The organism is Ruegeria sp. CDSC052, from assembly GCF_059610685.1.
On record NZ_JBXWOB010000021.1, the window covers coordinates 1 to 19,189 of the forward strand.

Annotated in this window: 17 protein-coding genes; 13 read left to right on the top strand and 4 right to left on the bottom strand. The window is 53.8% G+C overall.

The features are described from left to right. Nucleotides 1-467: 467 nt before the first annotated feature. Nucleotides 468-2,843, bottom strand: a complete 2,376-nt coding sequence (locus AC2FIM_RS19800) for a thiamine pyrophosphate-binding protein (protein ID WP_496708373.1) — start codon at nucleotides 2,841-2,843, stop codon at nucleotides 468-470. Between the two features lie 11 nt (nucleotides 2,844-2,854). Further along, a complete protein-coding gene (locus AC2FIM_RS19805) occupies nucleotides 2,855-4,060 on the bottom strand; it encodes a methionine gamma-lyase (RefSeq protein WP_281973927.1) in 1,206 nt (401 codons plus the stop codon). A gap of 113 nt (nucleotides 4,061-4,173) precedes the next feature. On the opposite strand from AC2FIM_RS19805, the gene AC2FIM_RS19810 reads away from it, so the two are divergent. The 5 genes from AC2FIM_RS19810 (at nucleotide 4,174) to AC2FIM_RS19830 (ending at nucleotide 6,386) form a co-directional block, all read left to right on the top strand. Next, the gene (locus AC2FIM_RS19810; protein WP_281973936.1) at nucleotides 4,174-4,632 is read left to right on the top strand and encodes an Lrp/AsnC family transcriptional regulator; all 459 of its coding nucleotides are present in this window, start codon (nucleotides 4,174-4,176) and stop codon (nucleotides 4,630-4,632) included. Nucleotides 4,633-4,800: 168 nt separating this feature from the next. After that, nucleotides 4,801-5,244, top strand: coding sequence for a MarR family winged helix-turn-helix transcriptional regulator (locus tag AC2FIM_RS19815; protein WP_271952659.1), 444 nt, complete (start codon nucleotides 4,801-4,803; stop codon nucleotides 5,242-5,244). An 11-nt stretch (nucleotides 5,245-5,255) separates the two neighbouring features. Then, the gene (locus AC2FIM_RS19820; RefSeq protein ID WP_271952662.1) at nucleotides 5,256-5,633 is read left to right on the top strand and encodes a hypothetical protein; all 378 of its coding nucleotides are present in this window, start codon (nucleotides 5,256-5,258) and stop codon (nucleotides 5,631-5,633) included. Nucleotides 5,634-5,663: 30 nt separating this feature from the next. Beyond that, nucleotides 5,664-5,978: a monooxygenase gene (locus tag AC2FIM_RS19825; protein ID WP_271952664.1), complete on the top strand. Its 315-nt coding sequence runs from the start codon at nucleotides 5,664-5,666 to the stop codon at nucleotides 5,976-5,978. A gap of 228 nt (nucleotides 5,979-6,206) precedes the next feature. Continuing rightward, nucleotides 6,207-6,386, top strand: coding sequence for a hypothetical protein (locus AC2FIM_RS19830; protein WP_058275054.1), 180 nt, complete (start codon nucleotides 6,207-6,209; stop codon nucleotides 6,384-6,386). A gap of 302 nt (nucleotides 6,387-6,688) precedes the next feature. On the opposite strand, the gene AC2FIM_RS19835 is transcribed toward AC2FIM_RS19830, so the two are convergent. Both AC2FIM_RS19835 and AC2FIM_RS19840 read right to left on the bottom strand, forming a co-directional pair. Continuing rightward, nucleotides 6,689-7,639, bottom strand: a complete 951-nt coding sequence (locus AC2FIM_RS19835; RefSeq protein ID WP_271952666.1) for a proline racemase family protein — start codon at nucleotides 7,637-7,639, stop codon at nucleotides 6,689-6,691. A 446-nt stretch (nucleotides 7,640-8,085) separates the two neighbouring features. Further along, nucleotides 8,086-8,739, bottom strand: coding sequence for a TetR family transcriptional regulator C-terminal domain-containing protein (locus AC2FIM_RS19840; RefSeq protein ID WP_271952668.1), 654 nt, complete (start codon nucleotides 8,737-8,739; stop codon nucleotides 8,086-8,088). Nucleotides 8,740-8,848: 109 nt separating this feature from the next. On the opposite strand from AC2FIM_RS19840, the gene AC2FIM_RS19845 reads away from it, so the two are divergent. The 8 genes from AC2FIM_RS19845 to AC2FIM_RS19880 are packed head-to-tail and all read left to right on the top strand — an operon-like array spanning nucleotide 8,849 to nucleotide 18,940. Then, nucleotides 8,849-9,718 (top strand): ABC transporter permease, encoded by an 870-nt coding sequence (locus tag AC2FIM_RS19845; RefSeq protein ID WP_142640355.1) that lies wholly within the window; start codon nucleotides 8,849-8,851, stop codon nucleotides 9,716-9,718. Further along, on the top strand, nucleotides 9,715-10,503 hold the full coding sequence (locus AC2FIM_RS19850; protein ID WP_142640356.1) for an ABC transporter permease: 789 nt from the start codon (nucleotides 9,715-9,717) through the stop codon (nucleotides 10,501-10,503). Before AC2FIM_RS19845 ends, AC2FIM_RS19850 begins: the two co-directional genes overlap by 4 nt. Continuing rightward, on the top strand, nucleotides 10,500-11,612 hold the full coding sequence (locus tag AC2FIM_RS19855; protein ID WP_271952671.1) for an ABC transporter ATP-binding protein: 1,113 nt from the start codon (nucleotides 10,500-10,502) through the stop codon (nucleotides 11,610-11,612). The genes AC2FIM_RS19850 and AC2FIM_RS19855 overlap by 4 nt, the downstream gene beginning before the upstream one ends. 1 nt (nucleotide 11,613) lies before the next feature. After that, complete coding sequence (locus tag AC2FIM_RS19860) at nucleotides 11,614-12,675, top strand: extracellular solute-binding protein (RefSeq protein WP_271952673.1); 1,062 nt, start codon at nucleotides 11,614-11,616, stop codon at nucleotides 12,673-12,675. Nucleotides 12,676-12,735: 60 nt separating this feature from the next. Then, on the top strand, nucleotides 12,736-14,796 hold the full coding sequence (locus AC2FIM_RS19865; RefSeq protein WP_271952675.1) for an oxidoreductase: 2,061 nt from the start codon (nucleotides 12,736-12,738) through the stop codon (nucleotides 14,794-14,796). Continuing rightward, nucleotides 14,796-16,028 (top strand): aromatic ring-hydroxylating oxygenase subunit alpha, encoded by a 1,233-nt coding sequence (locus AC2FIM_RS19870; protein WP_271952677.1) that lies wholly within the window; start codon nucleotides 14,796-14,798, stop codon nucleotides 16,026-16,028. Before AC2FIM_RS19865 ends, AC2FIM_RS19870 begins: the two co-directional genes overlap by 1 nt. Further along, on the top strand, nucleotides 16,021-17,583 hold the full coding sequence (locus AC2FIM_RS19875; protein WP_271952679.1) for a trimethylamine methyltransferase family protein: 1,563 nt from the start codon (nucleotides 16,021-16,023) through the stop codon (nucleotides 17,581-17,583). The genes AC2FIM_RS19870 and AC2FIM_RS19875 overlap by 8 nt, the downstream gene beginning before the upstream one ends. 52 nt (nucleotides 17,584-17,635) lie before the next feature. Continuing rightward, nucleotides 17,636-18,940, top strand: coding sequence for an aminotransferase class III-fold pyridoxal phosphate-dependent enzyme (locus AC2FIM_RS19880; RefSeq protein WP_271952683.1), 1,305 nt, complete (start codon nucleotides 17,636-17,638; stop codon nucleotides 18,938-18,940). The last annotated feature ends 249 nt before the right edge of the window (nucleotides 18,941-19,189 follow it).

Below are 19,189 nucleotides of genomic sequence, written 5' to 3' on the forward strand. Positions count from 1 at the left end.
CAGGTGCCCGAAGGTCTTCCTCTCAGCAATCGCCATCGCAGCTCTCGTCATCTATTGGCTATGAGTCCTGACCCTAGTTGGAAAGAAGAAGATAGAATAAGAATATTGCCCGGTATTGTAAGTTTGCTCGAAACGGACCGCCCGTTTTTATTTGCCCTGTAGGAAGAGCACACGCAACGATGCCAGAAGCCGACGTTCAGTCTGTGACCATCAAGGTCAGCTTCGTCCGCGATGTGTGAATTCAGTCCCTGATCCTTGCTGCACTCTGCACGAATGGCGACATTTCCCGCTGCCCGACAGCACCATACTTTACGCTACCGCAGCATTTCCCACACCGCGAGCGCACGCAGCATGAAAATCGGACTCACAAAATGGGCTCTTACCACCAGTTGAAGCGCTCCGCAGAGAGTGGCGACAGGAGAGCCCATAGTTGCAGACGCAGCAACGTGATCCAATGTCTGCTGCTGCTATGCTATAGCCACAATCTGAGGGATTTTACGACCATGGGACAATTCGCCTACTGATTGGATCAACGCGTTAGCGTCAATGCGGAAATGACGGTACAAATCCGCAATAGACCCGGTTTGGCCGAAATGCTCCACACCGTGCGGAATCGTTTTGTGGCCATGAACGGCACCCAACCAGGACAACGTTGCCGGGTGTCCGTCGATCACTGTGATCAATGCGCAGTCGCGCGGCACATCTGCCAGCAGCGTTTCGATATGTGCCTCAGCGCCCCGAATGCCATTTGTGCGCGCCCGTTGCGCTGCAGTCCAGCCGGCGTTCAACCGGTCGGCAGAGGTCACTGCCAGAACGCCGACATCCCGCCGCCCCTGGGCGATATGGCCCGCTGCCCTGATGGCCTCCTGGGCAACCGCGCCCTGATAAGCAATGACAACTTCGCAGTTCGGTCCCGGTTTGCGTAGCCAATAGGCACCGTCGATGGCCCCCTGACGGAAATCGTCATCCACGCGTTTACCGGGCTGCTCAATCGGGTTGGTCGTCAGACGTAAATAGACCGAACCGCCGGTCTCGTCGCGCAACCAGGTGCGTTCATCGGGATCTCCCTCGCCATCTTTTTGCATATAGGCAAAGGCCCATTCCATGATGACCGCCAATTCATCCGCAAAGGCGGGCTCAAATGCGGCCAACCCGTCTTGCGACATGCCAATCAGCGGCGACGCGATTGATTGATGCGCCCCGCCTTCCGGCGCCAAAGTGACGCCAGAGGGCGTGCCCACGATCATGAAACGGGCATCCTGATAACAGGCGTAATTCAACGCATCCAAGCCACGGGACACAAAAGGATCATAGACCGTTCCAATGGGAATAAGCCTTTTGCCAAAAACCGAGTGCGAAAGCCCTGCCGCCGCCAGAAGCAAAAACAGGTTCATTTCAGCAATGCCAAGTTCGATATGCTGACCATCTGGTGTAAACTCCCACTTCGCGGTGGAGGGGATATTTTCAGCCTTGAAAGTGTCGGATTGATGGGTGCGCGCAAACAGTTTCCTGCGATTGACCCAAGGGCCAAGATTGGTTGTGCCGGTCACATCCGGAGAGGTCGTCACGATCCGCTCGGCCAGCGCGCTGTTGCCTTTGGACAGGTCATCCAGAATCTTGCCGAATGCCATTTGAGTCGAGATTTCACGACCCGGATCCAACTCAACTGAGGGGACGTCGATAACGTCATCTGAGTATCGGCGCGGCCCTCTGGCGAAGAAGGGCGTCTTTGCCAGCATTTTCTCAAACGCTGCCGGGTCTGCGATGGTGGCAAAGCGCTCCCATTCATCACCCTCAGTAACACCCATGAATTTCTTCCATTCGGCCATCTGAGTCTTGTTCATCAACCCACCATGGTTGTCCTTGTGGCCAGCAATCGGCGTCCCCCAGCCCTTGATCGTATAGGCAAGGAAACAGACCGGGCGGTCGTGATCTATTGCGGCGAAGGTATCTGCCATGGTGGTGACGCAGTTCCCACCCAGATTTTCCATCAGAGCGGCCAGTTCGTCATCGCTGCGCGCATCAAGCAACGCGCTTACGTCGCCTTGATCGCCGAGGGTTTCCATCAGTCGCTCGCGCCACACCGCGCCCCCCATGAAGGTCAGTGCCGAGTAGAGCTGGTTGGGGCACTGATCAATCCATTGACGCAGCTTCTCTCCGCCCGGCTCTTTAAACGCAGCGCGTTGCAAAGCGCCGTATTTAACCCGCACAACATCCCATCCGAAGGCGTCGAAGATTTGCTCAATCCGTTGGAACAGTCCTTCACGCACGACGCCGTCCAATGACTGGCGGTTATAATCAATGATCCACCAGCAATTACGCAGATCGTTCTTCCATCCCTCTTGCAGTGCCTCATAGATATTGCCTTCGTCCAGCTCAGCATCGCCAACCAATGCGATCATGCGTCCAAGCTTTTGCGTATCGCCCCAGGATTTGGCCTGTACATAATCCTGCACAAGTGACGCAAACGAGGTGATAGCAACGCCAAGGCCCACCGAACCGGTCGAAAAATCCACGTCATCGATATCTTTCGTGCGGGAAGGATAGCTTTGCGCGCCACCAAATCCGCGAAAGTTCTCCAACTTCTCACGGGTCTGGTTGCCCATCAGATACTGAATCGCGTGAAAGACCGGCGAGGCATGCGGTTTGACTGCTACGCGATCTTCCGGACGCAGGGTCTGAAAATATAACGCGGTCATGATCGATACCATCGACGCCGAAGACGCCTGATGCCCGCCAACCTTGATCCCGTCAGCTTTGGGCCGAATGTGGTTCGCATGGTGGATCATCCAGTGGGACAGCCACAGCAAACGTTGTTCAATTGTTTTGAGATCAATGGACATGGTCAATTTCCTTAAGCTGCGCTGCGGACAGGGGGTCTTGGCAAGGCTTGTTCGAGATCGTGGATCACGTCGTCGATCCCCTCCAGGCCAATGGACAATCGCACCAGCCCATCGCTGATGCCATGTGCGGCGCGTTCTTCAGGCGTATAGGTAGAGTGGGTCATGCTGGCCGGGTGCTGCACCAGTGTTTCAGCATCTCCCAATGATACGGCGCGGGTGATCATTTGCAGTCTGTTCATCATCGCGCGCCCTGCTTCCAGACCGCCATCCAGTTCAAATGCAATCATGCCGCCGAATTTGGACATCTGCCGCTGCGCGACATCATGCTGTTCGAAACTGCTCAGTCCCGGATACCAGACCTTTCGCACACCGGCGGATTGCTCCAGATATTCGGCGATGGTCGCAGCGCTGCTGCAATGCCGATCCATGCGCAATTCCAGTGTCTTGAGGCCGCGCAGTATGAGCATCGCGTTAAACGGGGCCATGACCGCGCCGGTCATATCCTTCATCCCATAGAGGCGGATTTCAGTCACCAGCTCGGTCGATCCGGCCAGCAACCCTGCAACAACATCTCCGTGACCGCCTAGATATTTCGTCGCCGAGTGCAGAACGATATCTGCGCCATGTTTGATTGGCTGGGTCAGATAGGGCGTGGCATAGGTATTATCCACCACCACGTAGGCGCCGTTGGCATGGGCAATGGCTGATACAGACTGGATATCTACAAGGCGCATATTCGGATTGGCGGGTGTTTCAAAATAGACCACCTTGGTTTTTCCGCTGATCGCCTCTATCAGGTTTTCCGGCTCCGTCAGATCCACATGGGTCACTGTCACACCGAATTTTGCCAGCCCGTGCCGCATGAAGGAAAATGTGCAGCCATAGAGCGTCTTGTCGAGAATGACCTCATCCCCCGGGGCAAGAAGAGTCCACATCGTTGCAGTGATCGCCCCCATCCCCGAGGCCAGGGCCAATCCTGCCTCTGCCCCCTCAAGCACCGCGATGCGTTGCTCCAGCAAATCGCAAGTCGGGTTCGAGATGCGCGAATAAACATGCCCTGCCTGCTCGCCCGCGAACATCGCACCGCCTGCTTCCGCGGTTTCGAAAGCGAATGTCGAGGTCAGATGCAGCGGAGGCGTCAACGCTCCTTCGTTTTCCATCGGGTTATAGCCATGGTGAATGGCAAGAGTGGAGAAGCTGTCGGGGCGGTTGCGCATTGGGTGACTCCTTGGTTTTCAAGAAGCAGAGTATGACGACACGAGTGGCAAAATATTCCAAAAATGTCTTATACTACCTCGTTTGTAGCAGTATATGCTAATCTATGAAAAAAATAGACCGTAAAGACCAACAGATCATTCGAGCGTTGCAGCGCAATGGTCGAATGACGAATCAAGACTTGGCAGCAGAGGTGAACTTGTCACCTTCGCCCTGTCTGAGGCGGCTGAAGCTGCTCGAGCAAAATGGAATCATCACCGGCTATAGCGCCAACATAGACGCCGAGGCCTACGGGTTGCCGGTAACGGTATTCGTTCACGTCAAACTGGAAAGCCATACTGAAGCGACAGTAAAGAAATTCGAAGCAGCCATTGCGCGGATTGACCAGGTACTGGAGTGTTTCGTTATGACCGGCTCATCGGATTACCTGCTTCGTGTGGTCGTGGCTGATCTTTCAGATTACGAAAAATTCGTTCGCAGAAAGTTGCATCCTCTTGGAGGTATTGCCTCCATGGACAGCAGCTTTGTCTACGGAGTTGTCAAGAAGACAAATGTATTTCCAGTGACAGAGTAACGTTGCTTGATGAACTGAGATGAAATGATTGCGGACATTAGCGCAGATGCAGCGAAAGCTCGCTTTATGCGTCATTCCAACAAATGCTGCACATCGAACGAATGAGTGGATTAGGTCATTCTATGGGGAGTACTTGAATTTATCCCTAACTAGGGATACATGCGCAACATGAGACATAAAAATCAAGCCCGAGAAAACCAAACCCTGGTGCTGGCCCTGCTACGCAGTCAGCAATTATTCATGCGCGCTATGGTGTCTGCGTTTCGTTCGGCGGGCCTTACAGCGCCACAATGGGACGCGCTGGAAACACTTAGCAACAAGGGTCCGCTGTCAATCAACGATCTGATGCGGCTGACACTGTCTACATCCGGCAACCTGGATGTGGTTGTCAAAAACCTGGTTCAAGCCGGATGGGTGGAAAAGAGTGTCGATGAAACCGACAGACGGGCGCGTGTTCTGTTATTGACCGCAGCCGGGCGCCAAAAAGTGGCCGAATTCCTGCCACTCCACAATCAAGCTCTGGAACAGATTTTTGGTGATCTCAGCGTGCAGGACAAACGCCAGACGATCAAGACACTCAACCAACTCCGAAAAAAACTGCCTCAACCTTAGAAAGTCGTAACATGCCTAACAAAACACTCCTGACCGTGCATGGCGTGATTTACATGTTGTTCGCGCTCGCGCTGTTCTTTGCCCCGGCCATCCTCTGGCCAAACTACGGCCTGCAATTAAACGACCAATACGCTGTGTTCCTGTCACAGCATAACTCGATATTTCTGGGCGGCATCGGGATCATCAGCTTCCTGTTTCGGGACGTAGAACATGGCAGTGAAGCTGCAATCGCCCTTCTCACAGGATTGATGTGGACCAATCTACTTGGCGTCATCATCACGCTTTACGCCTGCCTGACAGGAGTTTTCACCGGGTTTGGCTGGTCTGACCCCATCTTCTTCGCCTTGCTTGCGGTCCTATGCTTCTACCAACTCGGGAAAAACCGCTGAACTTTCCCAAACTCACAAAGGAAACTAAACATGAGTACACTGAAAGTCTGGGATCTGCATATGACCTATGAAGGTCCGATCACAGAAGAATTTCTCGCCGGCACCGAGCAACTTGCAAAGAGTATCGCGGAGGAGCCAGGAATAATCTGGAAGATTTGGACTGTCGAAGATGGAACCAATCACTATGGGTCCACATACCTGTTTCGGAACCGCGAATATCTGGAAAGCTATAAAATAATGCACCTGAAGCGCCTGGAAGCGATAGGGATCACAGTGACCGCCGACCATGTTTTCGACATTATGGAGGAGGTCAGTCGCGTCAACCGAGCCCCACTTGAAGGCTAGCGAGCAATGACCGGACATTGGCACGCTCAACGTTGATGTCCGGTTCGGTCCGCTATCCGGAATTGCAAAGTTTGGTCTTGATTGTCCGCTTTGGGCTGGGTCTGTCATTTGTCGCGTTTGGTATCACCGTTGCTTCACTAAGATACTCGTGATTTTGCTTGAGCTGGCGTCAACACGACCACCATGCTTTATGACAGATCAGACACATTGATAAGGTAGACGAAAACCATGGCAGAACGATTTGAGCGTCACCGTCAAGCTTGGACACAAGAGGAAATTCAAAAATTGCACCTACTGGTGTCAAAGGGGATGGGCTTGAAGGCCATTGCCAAAGCTCTCACGCGCTCTGAGGAATCGACCAAGAGCAGAGCGAAGCTTGACAAAATAAAGATCAAGAAAGCACGCTGATTTTGGTGCCTTTAGTGTACTCCTGTCGTTCTTTACTGCCACGACCAATGTCCGATTTGGGCTGATTGAGCTAAAAAACCCAGATTTTAGTGAAGATGGGCGAAAAACTTGCCCGCAGAAGGCCTTTCCGAATATTCGTCGGGGGTCGGCCCAATACTCTCGTCGGCAATGTCCGAAGCTTTCAGTGGCCCTACCAGGCACTGGGTTGCAATTAAGGCGCCACAACGGGTTCTGGCAGAATGGAATTCAGTTGCTCGGTTTGTTAGGGTTCTGCACCCAAACACCCAATTTAAAAAGCTGCCTTACTGATTAGCGTTGTAAAAAGAAGGAAAGCTATGCCTTGCAACGATCCTAACTTCTGCTGATACAGTGGCGAATTGACCTACAACTTGGCATTCAAAAATCCCGCCCGGTGCTTCGATTGTCACGGACCTGCCGGGAGATAGTGACCCGTTGCCCTCGCACGCCACCACAACGGACAATGCGCCTGTCCCCCCGGCCGAATTAGCCGGTTCTCCCTTATCAGAGACCCAGACAGTTTTAATATGGTTCTTCCCTGATTTCGAACTGAACATGACCAAGTATTTACCGTAGCTGCCGCCAATGCCAAAATTGGACATCGGAAATTGTTTACTAGCCGCCCCGCTTAACTCAATTGCAGCGTTGGTCAATTTTTGGCGCTCACTAAGCGAAATACCTAGATAGTCTGCATCGACAACCAAATACGGCAACCCGGCATCGACTAGAGAAACTGGAATGTTTCCACTTAGAGGAAGATTCAATATTTGATTATTAATCAATAGCTTGGGCTTGACAGTAAACCACTTGGCATGTGTCATAACGCTATCTGTTCGGGTTACTTGTACTTCCATGACACCATTTGCTGTTTCCAAAGCAACAACTTGTTGATCTTTGGCTAATGCTTGACGCTTCGCGCTCGCAATTATGGTGGCTGCAGCCATGAGTGCGGTTCCGGCATATGGTGCGTATGCAAACTGAGAGGCTAGAAAAAGTGCCCCATCGGTACATTGCTCAAAGGGTGGATAGAGTAGGCAAGAGTTGATGAGGTGGTTTCCATTTGGTGGGAGGTTCAAAAACCCCCGAAACTGTTCGTGATCCGAACGAAGCTCCAGCAAGGCGCTAGCCGCGTTCCTAGAAACTAGTTTAGGAAGACCAGAAACCGCCACTCGAAGAATATCTCCAGCGAGATCAACATCTATCGCAACCGTTTGTCCCTGGTGTTTTTTAGGCATTGTTCGGTGTCCTGGATATCGTGTGCTACCTTGTAGCTTCTGGCTGCAAACATCCATGCTTGCTTTCAGCTGATGGTGTATTGGACTGAGTCTGTGTGAAAACTCTGGATGATGTATGCTATTCGGCAAAGGCTGGAGGCATGTATGTCGAGATTTATCGCAGGCGCCGAGCGAAGTCAGTCGATGCTTTTCCCGACCAGCTTGAAGATTGGACCAACGGGTGCGTAGCCACACCACGACGTCAATAATGCTGCAAAACCTCACTTTGTTGCGCATCTCGGACTACAAAGTTTAATTGTGAAAGTCCGCTAATAGCGCACAGCGGACGTCGAGATTTTTCAATAGCTAGGTCGATGCTACGTGGACGCTAGAGGCCTCACCAATACCAGTAGTTGCTTTCCAGGAAGAGGCATTGTTTCCATCTCAAACCTGAGCGTCGCGAAGGCTCACAACTTGAATTTTCCTGGAAAAAGTCCGCCTAAAAATCTTCGAATAAGTTCAGCAGAGCGTCGTCGCGAAAAAACCTGCATATCGGTAAGGTAATTTACCCACATACCTTCCAGTAAGGCCAACGTTCCGCTAGTGGCATCATTCACCAAGTTCGGATCATGTCCGTTTTGTTGGGCTATCTCCGTGAACGCGCGCCGCAAAGTCTCGACAAGTTTGGGATCCTGAGTGCTGCTGTATCGGGCAATACCTGGGTGTGAGCTCGCGATGCCTCGGAATGCATGCCAGATTTTCGTACTTCGTGGATTGAGCAAAGCTTCGGATAGATCCGCCTCGATCACAGCCATCACTCGCTCTTCGGGCGATGCATCCGAGCCCAGTTCGGTCATTCTGTCCATCTCGGCATAATACTCGGTACTGAAATGCTGGGCCGCTGCGGTCAGCAAATTGTCCTTCCCCCCGAAATGCAAATGGATCATTCCGCGCGACAGACCTGAGCGCTCGCAAATGCGACTGACCGAGGTATCGGTGACCCCGATATCAGCAATAGTATCCAGTGTCGCCTTGATCAGAAGCTGCCTGTTGGCTTCTGGATCGCGCTTCGAGCTACGCTTTCTTCCTTTAGGCTCTGTCACTCTATTCAATGATTCCATTAGCTTAGGGTCTTCTCATATGGGTGGCTCACAGGAAGATTGACACGAAAGGCCTTTCTGGCGCAACATTAAATGGACGATCGTCCATTAGAGACTCGTAAGTACCGAGATGGGAGATAGGGTGATTTTTCGTAGCGAAGCGTCCCGGGGTTATACCCTCAGCGCACCAGCCACGGCATACGTGGGGTTTCTGGTGGCGGCGCCTTTGGTGATCCTGATCGCCTATTCGTTCTGGACCCAAACCTACGTAACGCTCGACAAGACACCGACGCTGAAAAACTATAGCGACGCGTTTGCCGATCCGCTGGTTCGACATTTAATGCTAAGGTCGATCTGGATTGCCGGAGCAGTTACGGTAGTCACTGTCGCACTGGCCTATCCCATCGCGTACTTCATCGCGATGAAGGCCCGGAAAAAGACCATCTGGCTTCTGCTCATCACCATTCCGTTCTGGTCCAGCTACCTCCTGCGCGTATTTGCCTGGAAACTCATCCTTGGGTTCAACGGGGTGATGAATTCTGCACTACTGATGCTTGGTCTGATCGACGAACCGCTCGACTTCTTGCTCTATAATGAATTCGCTGTCGTACTGACGCTTGCCCATGCCTGGGCACCTTTTGCGATCCTGCCGATCTATGTCTCGTTGCAGAAGATCGATCCAAGCCTGTTGGAGGCCGCCACCGACCTCGGCAACAGTCCTTTGCAACGCTTCATGCGGGTGACGCTGCCGTTGACCATCCCAGGGATCATTGCGGCTTGCCTGATCATCTTCATTCCGACTGTCGGTGACTACGTGACTCCAGCGCTGGTCGGCGGATCGGACGGGAAGATGATCGCCAATCTTATTCAGGTGCAATTCGGGGCCGCTAACAACTGGCCTCTCGGCGCCACACTTTCGCTGATCGCGATGCTGTCGGTCGGCTTCGTCGCCATCGTGTTTGTTATTACCGCCACCCAGTTTGGGAGGAGGATCAGATGAAGCGCCCCTCGACCCTGACAGCCTATGCTTTCCTGTATTTGGTTTTTCTGTACCTGCCGGTTCTTTTCCTACCTTTGTTCTCGTTCAACAGCGGTACAATCGTTGCCTTTCCGATAAAAGGCTGGACGCTGGACTGGTATCGGAAACTGGGCGAGCAGGATACGCTGATCCAGGCCCTTTGGAATTCGCTGGGTGTCGGCACGGTCGTCGCAATTCTATCTACCGCTATGGGGCTGTTCGCCGCGCGCGCCTTTGTTCGGTACCGTTTTCGGGGTCAGCGTGCAGCTGAAGGTCTGGTAATGCTGCCTTTGGTTATCCCGGGTATTATCGTGGCTTCGTCAATGCTGGTTCTGTTTCTGTTTCTCGGTCTCAAACCATCTCTGCTGACCGTAGTTCTGGGCCATACGTTTCTTGCGCTGCCATTTTCCGTTTCGATCTTGAAGTCCGCGTTCGATGACTTCGACGCGTCGCTGGAAGAGGCATCCTACGATCTGGGCGTCGGCGTGTTCGAAACCTTCCGTCGTGTGACGCTGCCGGTCGTTTCCCCGGGCATCGTAGCCAGCATGCTGGTCACTTTTACGGTTAGCTTCGATGAGTTCGTCCTGGCCTTTTTCCTGTCCGGCAACCAGCCAACACTGCCGGTCTATATCTGGAGCCAGATCCGTTTCCCCGCCAAGCTTCCAAACGTTTTGGCCTTGGGTTCTATCCTGCTGCTTACCTCGGTTCTGCTATTGGTGCTGGCCGAGTACTTCCGCCGCCGCTCATCCGCATCAGAGGTCCGATGACAGACAGAAACATCATAGAACTCAGGGGCGTCGAAAAGCGCTATGGCACATTCCTGGCGGCCAGCGGGATCGATCTCGATCTCAAAGAGGGCGAGTTTTTCTCACTCCTCGGCCCCTCGGGATGCGGCAAGACTACGGTATTGCGGATGATCGCGGGCTTCCAGGAACCGACCGCGGGTACCGTGCTGATCGACGGTCAGGATATGGAAGGTGTGCCTGCCAACAACCGTCCAACGAACATGGTCTTTCAGAGCTACGCCATCTTCCCGCACCTGAACGTCGGAAACAACGTGGCCTATGGATTACGGGGCAAGGCCCCCAAGGCAGAGATCGACCAGCGCGTAGCCGAAGCCCTGGAAATGGTCGAGCTTGGAGGTCTTCAGGATCGCGGCGCAAGTGAATTGTCCGGTGGGCAGCGGCAAAGGGTGGCGCTTGCCCGGGCGCTGATCATGCGACCCAAGGTGTTGTTGCTGGACGAGCCCTTGTCCGCTCTCGACAAGAAATTGCGCGAACAGATGCAGTTTGAAATGCGCAACCTGCAGCAATCGCTTGGCATCACTTTCGTGATGGTCACACACGACCAATATGAGGCGATGACCATGTCCGACCGCATCGGTGTGATGTTCGACGGACGGCTCAAGCAGGTGGATACACCAACCACGCTTTATGCCCGTCCCTGTGATCAGCAAGTGGCCAGTTTCATCGGTGAGATGAACATACTGCCTGCCCAGTTGTCGGGCGAAACCGGCAATATGTTGTCGATCGATGCAGCCGCCTTCGGGCGGATTGAGATTGAGAGAAATCCCAACGTTGCGACCAGCTCTAAAGACATGAACATCGGTATTCGCCCGGAACAATTGGAAATCGCTGCTGAAAAGCCAGAAGACTATCCATCAACGGTTCAAGGCACTGTCAGCAACGTCGCCTTCTATGGCGAGAACATTCACTATCACATTCAGGTTGCGGGAGCCGAAAAGCCAATCTCGGTCTCGGTTCCCAACTACTTTCACACGGTCGATTTCAAACGCGGCGACGCAGTTTGGCTGGGGCTTCAAGGTGCAAGCGTGATCGATCTTGGTACAGACCATAGTAAAATAGTGGGAGGATAAAATGAGAGTTCAGGGAATTGCGGCCTTCGCATGTGCGACGGCAATAAGCACGGGAAGTGCCATAGCAGGTGGCGCTGATCTAACGGTTTTTGACTGGTCGGGATATGAAGACCCCGGGTTCTTTGCCAGCTACATGGAAAAATACGGGGATGAGGCGCCAAGCTATTCCTATTTTGGAAGTCAGGAGGAAGCCTTCACGAAACTGAGTTCGGGTTTCACGGCTGATCTGGCGCATCCTTGTTCTGACGCGGTCCGGAAATGGGTCGCAGCCGACCTGATCCAGCCCCTGGATGAAAGCAAACTGACCAACTGGGCCGATGTTTTACCTGAGATTAAGGAAGTCGACGCCATCGTCCTGGACGGCCAGCTTTACATGTTGCCGTTCGAGTGGGGGAACACGGGTCTTATCTATCGTACCGACAAAATCTCGGGGGATGATATCTCGCTGCAATTGCTGGCTGACCCGGCCTATGCAGGTAAGATCGCGATCCCGGATGCGGCGTCGTCTGCATATGCCCTGGCTGCGCTGGCCACTGGAAACGCTGATGATTACACAAATCTGAGCGATGAGCAGTTCAAAGAAGCATCGGATTTCCTGCGCTCAATCCACCCAAACATGCGCTTTTACTGGTCCGATGCGGGTCAGTTTGATCAGGCCATGACCAGCGGTGAGATCGAAATGGGTTGGGCCTGGAACCAGTCCGAACTGAACCTGATCTGGAACGAAGTGCCTGCCGCGATGATGCGTGATGTCGATAAGGGCATCGCGACCTGGGCGTGCGGTTACGTGCATCTGAAGTCTTCCACGACTCCGGTCGATCAGGTCTATGATCTGTTGAACGCGCTCACTGACCCTGCCAGCGGTCAGTACATCATCGACAACTGGGGCTACCCACATTCCAACGCAAAAGCGTTCGAAGTTGCCGATCAGGCCAACATCGAAGCCTATGGTTTTGCTGACCCTAAAAGCTTCTTCGAAGGCAGTTTGTTCTTTGATGCGGTGAATCCCGAGCTTGAGGCGAAAATGCTGGCAGAATTTGAACGGATCAAAGCCGGCTTCTAACACAACCACTTTTCCGGGGCCTTACGGCTCCGGGTCCCAAATACAGGAAAACGCGTGAACATGTCGAACGCGAACGCATATGCTCTGCTTTTTGAACCGGTTCAGATTGGGCCAGTCACAGCCAGAAACCGCTTTTATCAGGTGCCACATTGCACCGGGCTGGGGCATGTCCGACCGCGGGCGGATGCCGCCGTACGTGGGATGAAAGCCGAAGGCGGGTGGGCGGTGGTTTCCAATCAGGAGACCGAAATCCACCCAACCTCAGACTTATCTCCTTATGCCGAGGGGCGGCTATGGGACGGGCGCGATGTGCCCGCGTTGCGGCTGATGACGGATGCGGTACATGCGCATGGTGCGCTGGCGGCCATTCAGCTGGTTCACAATGGCAACCATGCACAGAACCTGCTGACCCGCGCGCCGGTTCTTGCACCTTCTGAGATGTCCCTCGATACGACGCATCCCAAGCAGGCGCAGGCCATGGATAAGGCCGATATCCGGGAATTCCGCCGCTGGCATCGCGAGGCCGCCCTGCGCGCGAAAGATGCCGGATTTGACATCATTTACGTCTATGCCGGACATAACATGACTTTGGCGCAACATTTCATGCTGCCTCATATGAACCAGCGTAGTGATGAATATGGCGGGTCGCTTGAAAATCGCGTGCGCCTGACGCGCGAATTGCTGGAAGATACCCACGAAGCTGTAGGTGACAGCTGCGCTGTGGCGCTCCGCTTTGCCATTGATGAGATGGTGGGCGCCGACGGTATGCAGGCCGCAGAAGAAGGCCGTGCCGTGGTCGAGCTTTTGGCCGATCTTCCTGACCTATGGGATGTGAATGTGGCCGACTGGTCCAATGACAGTGCCACAACCAGATTCCAGCCGGAAGATGGTTATCAGAACGCGTTTCTGTCCCACGTCAAACAGATCACACGGAAACCCGTGGTAGGTGTCGGTCGCCTGACCTCCCCCGATATGATGCTGTCGATGGTCAAGAAAGGTATTGTCGACCTTATCGGAGCGGCGCGACCTTCTATTGCGGACCCGTTCATACCGAAGAAGATTGAAGAAGGCAGGATCGACGAAATTCGCGAATGCATCGGCTGCAACATCTGCGTGTCTTCGGACAATCTGGGTATTCCGATCCGCTGCACCCAAAACCCGACCATGGGCGAGGAATGGCGTCGCGGCTGGCACCCCGAGATCATTGCACCGAAAAAAAGCGAGGCGGAAGCACTGGTAATCGGTGGCGGACCCGCGGGTCTTGAGTGTGCCATGCAAATCGCACGGCGCGGCTATCAGGTGACCTTGGCCGAAGCCTCAGCTGAATTTGGTGGACGTGTTTCAAAGGAAAGCAAGCTTCCCGGCCTAGCGGCCTGGTCGCGCGTCGTCGATTATCGCCTGAGTGATCTGAAACAGCGCGGCAACGTTCAGTTGTTCACCGACAGCAGACTTGACGGCGATCAGGTGGCAGAGCTTGGCGTCGAACACGTCTTTGTCGCCACCGGCAGCCGTTGGCGTACGGATGGCATGGGGCGAAACACCCAGCGCCGTATGCCTCATATCGAGCAAAGCGCCAGAGTGCTGACACCTGATGATATCATGAACGGCATATTGCCTCCGAATGGCCCGGTGATGATCTATGATGATGACCATATCTATTTGGCAGGTGTGATTGCAGAAAAACTGGCAGCTGCCGGATATCCGGTGGTCTTTGTCACGCCGGAGAGTTTGGTCTCTGCTTACGCCGTACATACTTTGGAGCAGCCCCGTATTCAGGCTCGTCTGATCGAACTTGGCATCGACATTCGCTGTAATCAGGTGCTGACCGCGGTCGAAAGTGACATGGCCCGCATCGGATGTGCCTTTACCGGTCGCGAAGCGAGTATTCCCTGTGCCTCGACAGTTCTGGTTACCGAGCGCCAGCGAGAGACAGCGCTTTACGACAGCTTACGCAGGGTTGGGTTGAAGACCCTCGAACTTATAGGCGATGCCGCGTCTCCGGGACTGATCGTCGACGCTGTCTTCGCAGGCCACCGCGCGGCCCGCGATTTTGAACGCCCAAAGGCAGAAGCAGACAAGGATTGGTTTCGCCGCGAGATAGTCGATTTGGAGGAAACGTGATGAACAGCCGACCGTTTGAGTTAGATGCTTTGATAGCCTCGCACCAGCACGGCCACGCTCTGCCGCGCGGATTCTATACCTCGCAAGACATCTATGACTATGACATCGCCCGGGTCTGGAACCGTAACTGGCTTTGGGCAGGGCATGTCAGCCAAATCCCAAACCCCGGAGACTATTTCCTGTTCGACTATGGCCCGGAGAGCATCATTATTGTTCGCGACCGCGAAGGCGAAGTTCGCGCTCATTTGAACGTCTGTCGCCATCGTGGATCTCGCGTCTGCACTGAACAGTCTGGCAACTCCCGTGTTCTTGTTTGCCCGTATCACGCCTGGACATATGAACTTTCGGGGAAACTTCGTGCTGGCCATAACATGGGGGAACACTTTGACCCATCCAAATTCGGGCTCTTTCCCGTTCAGGTGAGTGTCTTTAAAGGCTTGATCTTTGTGTGTGCCGATGCAAACACGCCATCGCTAGATCCTGTCCTCAGCCAGCTTTCGCCACTCGTCGAACCCTATGGCTTTGACGATCTGAAAGTTGCGCATACGGCGTCATTTCCCGTTCCCGCGAATTGGAAACTGGCGGTTGAGAACTATCTTGAATGCTATCACTGCGGACCAGCACACAAAGAATACTCTCGCTCTCATAGCCTGAAATCGCCACAAGACATGGCTGGCTTGGTCGAGCCGCTAAATGCAAGGGCTGTAGAAGTCGGGCTGACACCTGATGAATTGGCGCTTGTTGGCGCGGCTGCACCCACCCCATTCACCAGCGGGTATTATCGGCGCTACCCACTTTACCAAGGTTACAAAACCGGCAGCAAATCGGGCGAGGCGCTTGCGCCATTGCTTGGAACGCTGAAAGGCTTCGACGGTGGCGCAACTGACTTTGATATTGGCCCATTGAATTGGTTCCTGATCTATTCGGATCACATGGTGGGCTACCGCTTTATTCCACGTGGTCCACAGGAAACCGACATTCAGGTGGTCTGGCTGGTTAGCGCTGATGCCGAAGAAGGCCAAGATTACAACAAGGAAGACCTGACCTGGCTTTGGCATGTCACATCTTTGGATGATGAACGCATCATTCGGCACAACCAGTCCGGCGTTAATTCTCAATACTTCCAACCGGGGCCCTTGGGCGAAATGGAAACTTCGATCCAGGATTTTTACGATTTCTATTTTGCCATGATCCGCTCGGAACCAGAACAAAGGATGGCCGGTAATGGCTGAGGTAAAATCACGCCGTCGCGGTGGTGGTGGGCGCGCCGCGCGCATAAAGGTTCAACAGGCGACCACGGGCAATGAGGCCGTGCGTGGGGGATTAAGTGGCGGCCGCTATAAGCCGCTTACCCCAACAGATATGGAGAACATCCATCAAGCGGCTCTGACCGTTCTGGAAAAAACCGGCATTACCGATCATTTCCCGGAATTACTTGATCTGGTGCTGCCCAAGGGCGCGGTGATGAATGATCTAAATCGGCTGTGCTTCCCCCGCGCACTGATGGAAGACATCCTGGCTGGTGCTGCCAAGGAGTTTTACGTCTATGCCCGCGGAGAGCGTGAAGGCAAAGACGACATGCATTGCTCGGCGGAGAGCGTCTATTTCGCCAACTCCGGCACCGCCGTGACCACCTTCGATTCCGAAACTAAATCTTATCGCCCGTCGATCCTGCGCGATGTCTATGATTTCACCCGTCTGGTGGACCGTTTGGACAACATCCATATGCTGGGCGACACAGTTTTGGCCACCGATGTGACTGATGATTTCGCTCACGACATGAACACCATTTATGCCATGCTCGCAGGCAGTCAAAAACCTGCCTGTCTGACTTTTCGCGACCGCAGCCATATTCCGCATGCCATCCGCATGTTTGATTTTGCTCAAGGTGGCGAAGGGGCTTTCATGAAAAAGCCAAGCGTCATATTTGGTGGCTGCCCCATGGTTTCCCCCTTGCGGGTCGGGAAGGAAAACATGGAAATCCTGATTGATACCGCCAAGTTGGGCCTGACGGTTGATTTGGCGGTGCCTCCTCAAGCCGGGGCCACAGCCCCCGCTACACTTGCGGGAACGCTGGTGCAAACCGTGGCCGAAACGCTGGCCTGCGTTGCCATCGTAAACCTCATCACACCAGGTTGTCCGGTCTGCTTTGCCGCCTGGCCCTTCATCACTGACCTGCGCAGCGGGTCATTCACCGGCGGCAGTGGCGAACAGGCTCTGATCGGGGCCGCAGCCATTCAGATGGGTAACTTTTATGGCCTTCCAACCTCTGTCGGCGCAGGCATGACCGATGCTAAGATACCCGACGCGCAATACGGGTTGGAAAAGGCACTAACCTTCACGCTTGCCGCTCATGCCGGTGCCAATCGTTTGTGCGAGTTCGGGGGTATGATCGGTAGCCTGATGGGATGCAGTTTTGAAAGCATGGTCATCGATGACGAAGCGGGCGGTATGATCCTGCGGTCGTTGCGCGGGATTGAAGTCACGGATGAAACCATGGCGGTGGATGTGATCCACCAGTGTGCCATCGACCCTGGTCATTTTCTCGGCAACCCGCACACACTGAGCTATATGAACAGCGAATTCGTCTACCCACGGCTCATGGATCGTGAGCGCACGGACACATGGGAAAACGAAGGCAAAACTGATCTTCTGGACCGTGCCCGTGACAAGGCCAATTCCATTCTCGATAGCCATTTCCCCAACTACTTCGGCGCCTCAGACGCTCAGGTTCGCGAAGAATTCCCAATTGTGATGAGCACAGAAAGCATGGCCCGCCGTGGATAACTCTAACGTCAAGCACTGGGACAACGACCACTTCCTGCACCCGTGGGAAGGGATGGCAACATTGGGCGAAAACGACCGCACTTTTATCGAAGGTGCCAGCGGCATCCATGTGGTGAACGAAAAAGGCGAACGCTTGATCGACGGACCGGGAGGCATGTGGTGCACTCAGATCGGTTATGGGCGCGCGGAGATGGCCGAGGCCATGGCTGAGCAAGCTCGGAACCTTGCCTATTTCTCGCCCTTTAACAATTCCAACTCGACTACTGCGTGGTTCGCGCGCGAAATCGCTAAACGTGCGCCGGGCGATTTGAACAATGTCTTTTTTACCACCGGCGGTTCCACCGCAGTTGATACGGCCATCCGGTTTGTTCATTTCCGCAACAACCTCTTGGGACGCCCCGAGAAAAAGAAAATCATTTCAAGGCAAAAAGCTTATCATGGAAGCACTTTTTTGGCGGCCAGCGTCAGTGGAAAAGAGCGTGACAGGCTTTGGCTCGACAAGGCGGATGACCTCGCACATTTCTTGCCAGACGTGAATCCGCTTTATCGTGCGCCTGGTCAAAGCGAAGAGAGCTTTCTGAAAGAGAAAGTTTCGGACCTGGAAAACGCCATTGTGGCGCTTGGCCCAGAAAATGTTGCCGCTTTTATCGCCGAACCGGTTCTTGCCTCTGGTGGCGTGATAGTGCCGCCGAAAGGGTATCACGAAAGTTGCCTAAACATCTGCAAGAAGTATGATGTTCTATACATCTCCGACGAAGTAGTGACGGCTTTCGGGCGTTTGGGCCATTGGTTCGCGTCTGAGGCAGTTTTTGGCATTCAGCCAGACATAATCACCTGTGCCAAAGGAATGACATCTGGGTATGCACCGATGGGCGCCGCGATTATCTCGGATAGATTGATCGCCGATGTTGCAGGGAAAGATGCTACCTTCTCAAATGGCTACACCTATTCTGGCCACCCGGTCAGCGCGGCCGCTGGTCTGAAAAGTATGGAAATTATTGAACGGGAAAAGCTTCTCGAACACGTTCGAAAGGTCGCTCCAGTTTTTCAGGATCAGCTACAGCAGTTGGGTCAGATTGACATCGTTACCGATGTGCGCGGCATGGGGTTGATGGGATGCGTTCAATGCTCAGTCGATGGTGATCCCCAGAGCGATCTGGGGTGCGACTACGAGATTGGTAACCAGATCGATATCGAATGCCAGAAACGTGGGTTATTGGTTCGACCTGTGATCAACATGTGTGTTCTTTCACCGCCCCTAATCATTAGCGAAAGTGAAATTGAGCAAATGTTTGCTGTCTTGCGAAAAGGGCTTGAAGCGACAAGTGCGTGGCTCAGCGGGATTGGAGGCCAATGAATTGCTTGCGCTATTGTTGCGAAAGCCCGGAGGCCGCCATTTCAGCGTATTGTCGTATGCTCCACGATCTCCGCCAAAACCGTTCGGCCTTGGCGGTTTTGAAGAAGGTTTTGACAGCGACGGTTTCCTACGGGTTGGCATTATCTATTACGGGTCCGTCACAGTGTTTTTCTCGCCCCGTTTGCTTCCACGGTGCTTTCAGTTGTGATGGCGCAACGCAAAAGCCCGCTCTGGCACGGTGTGTAATAT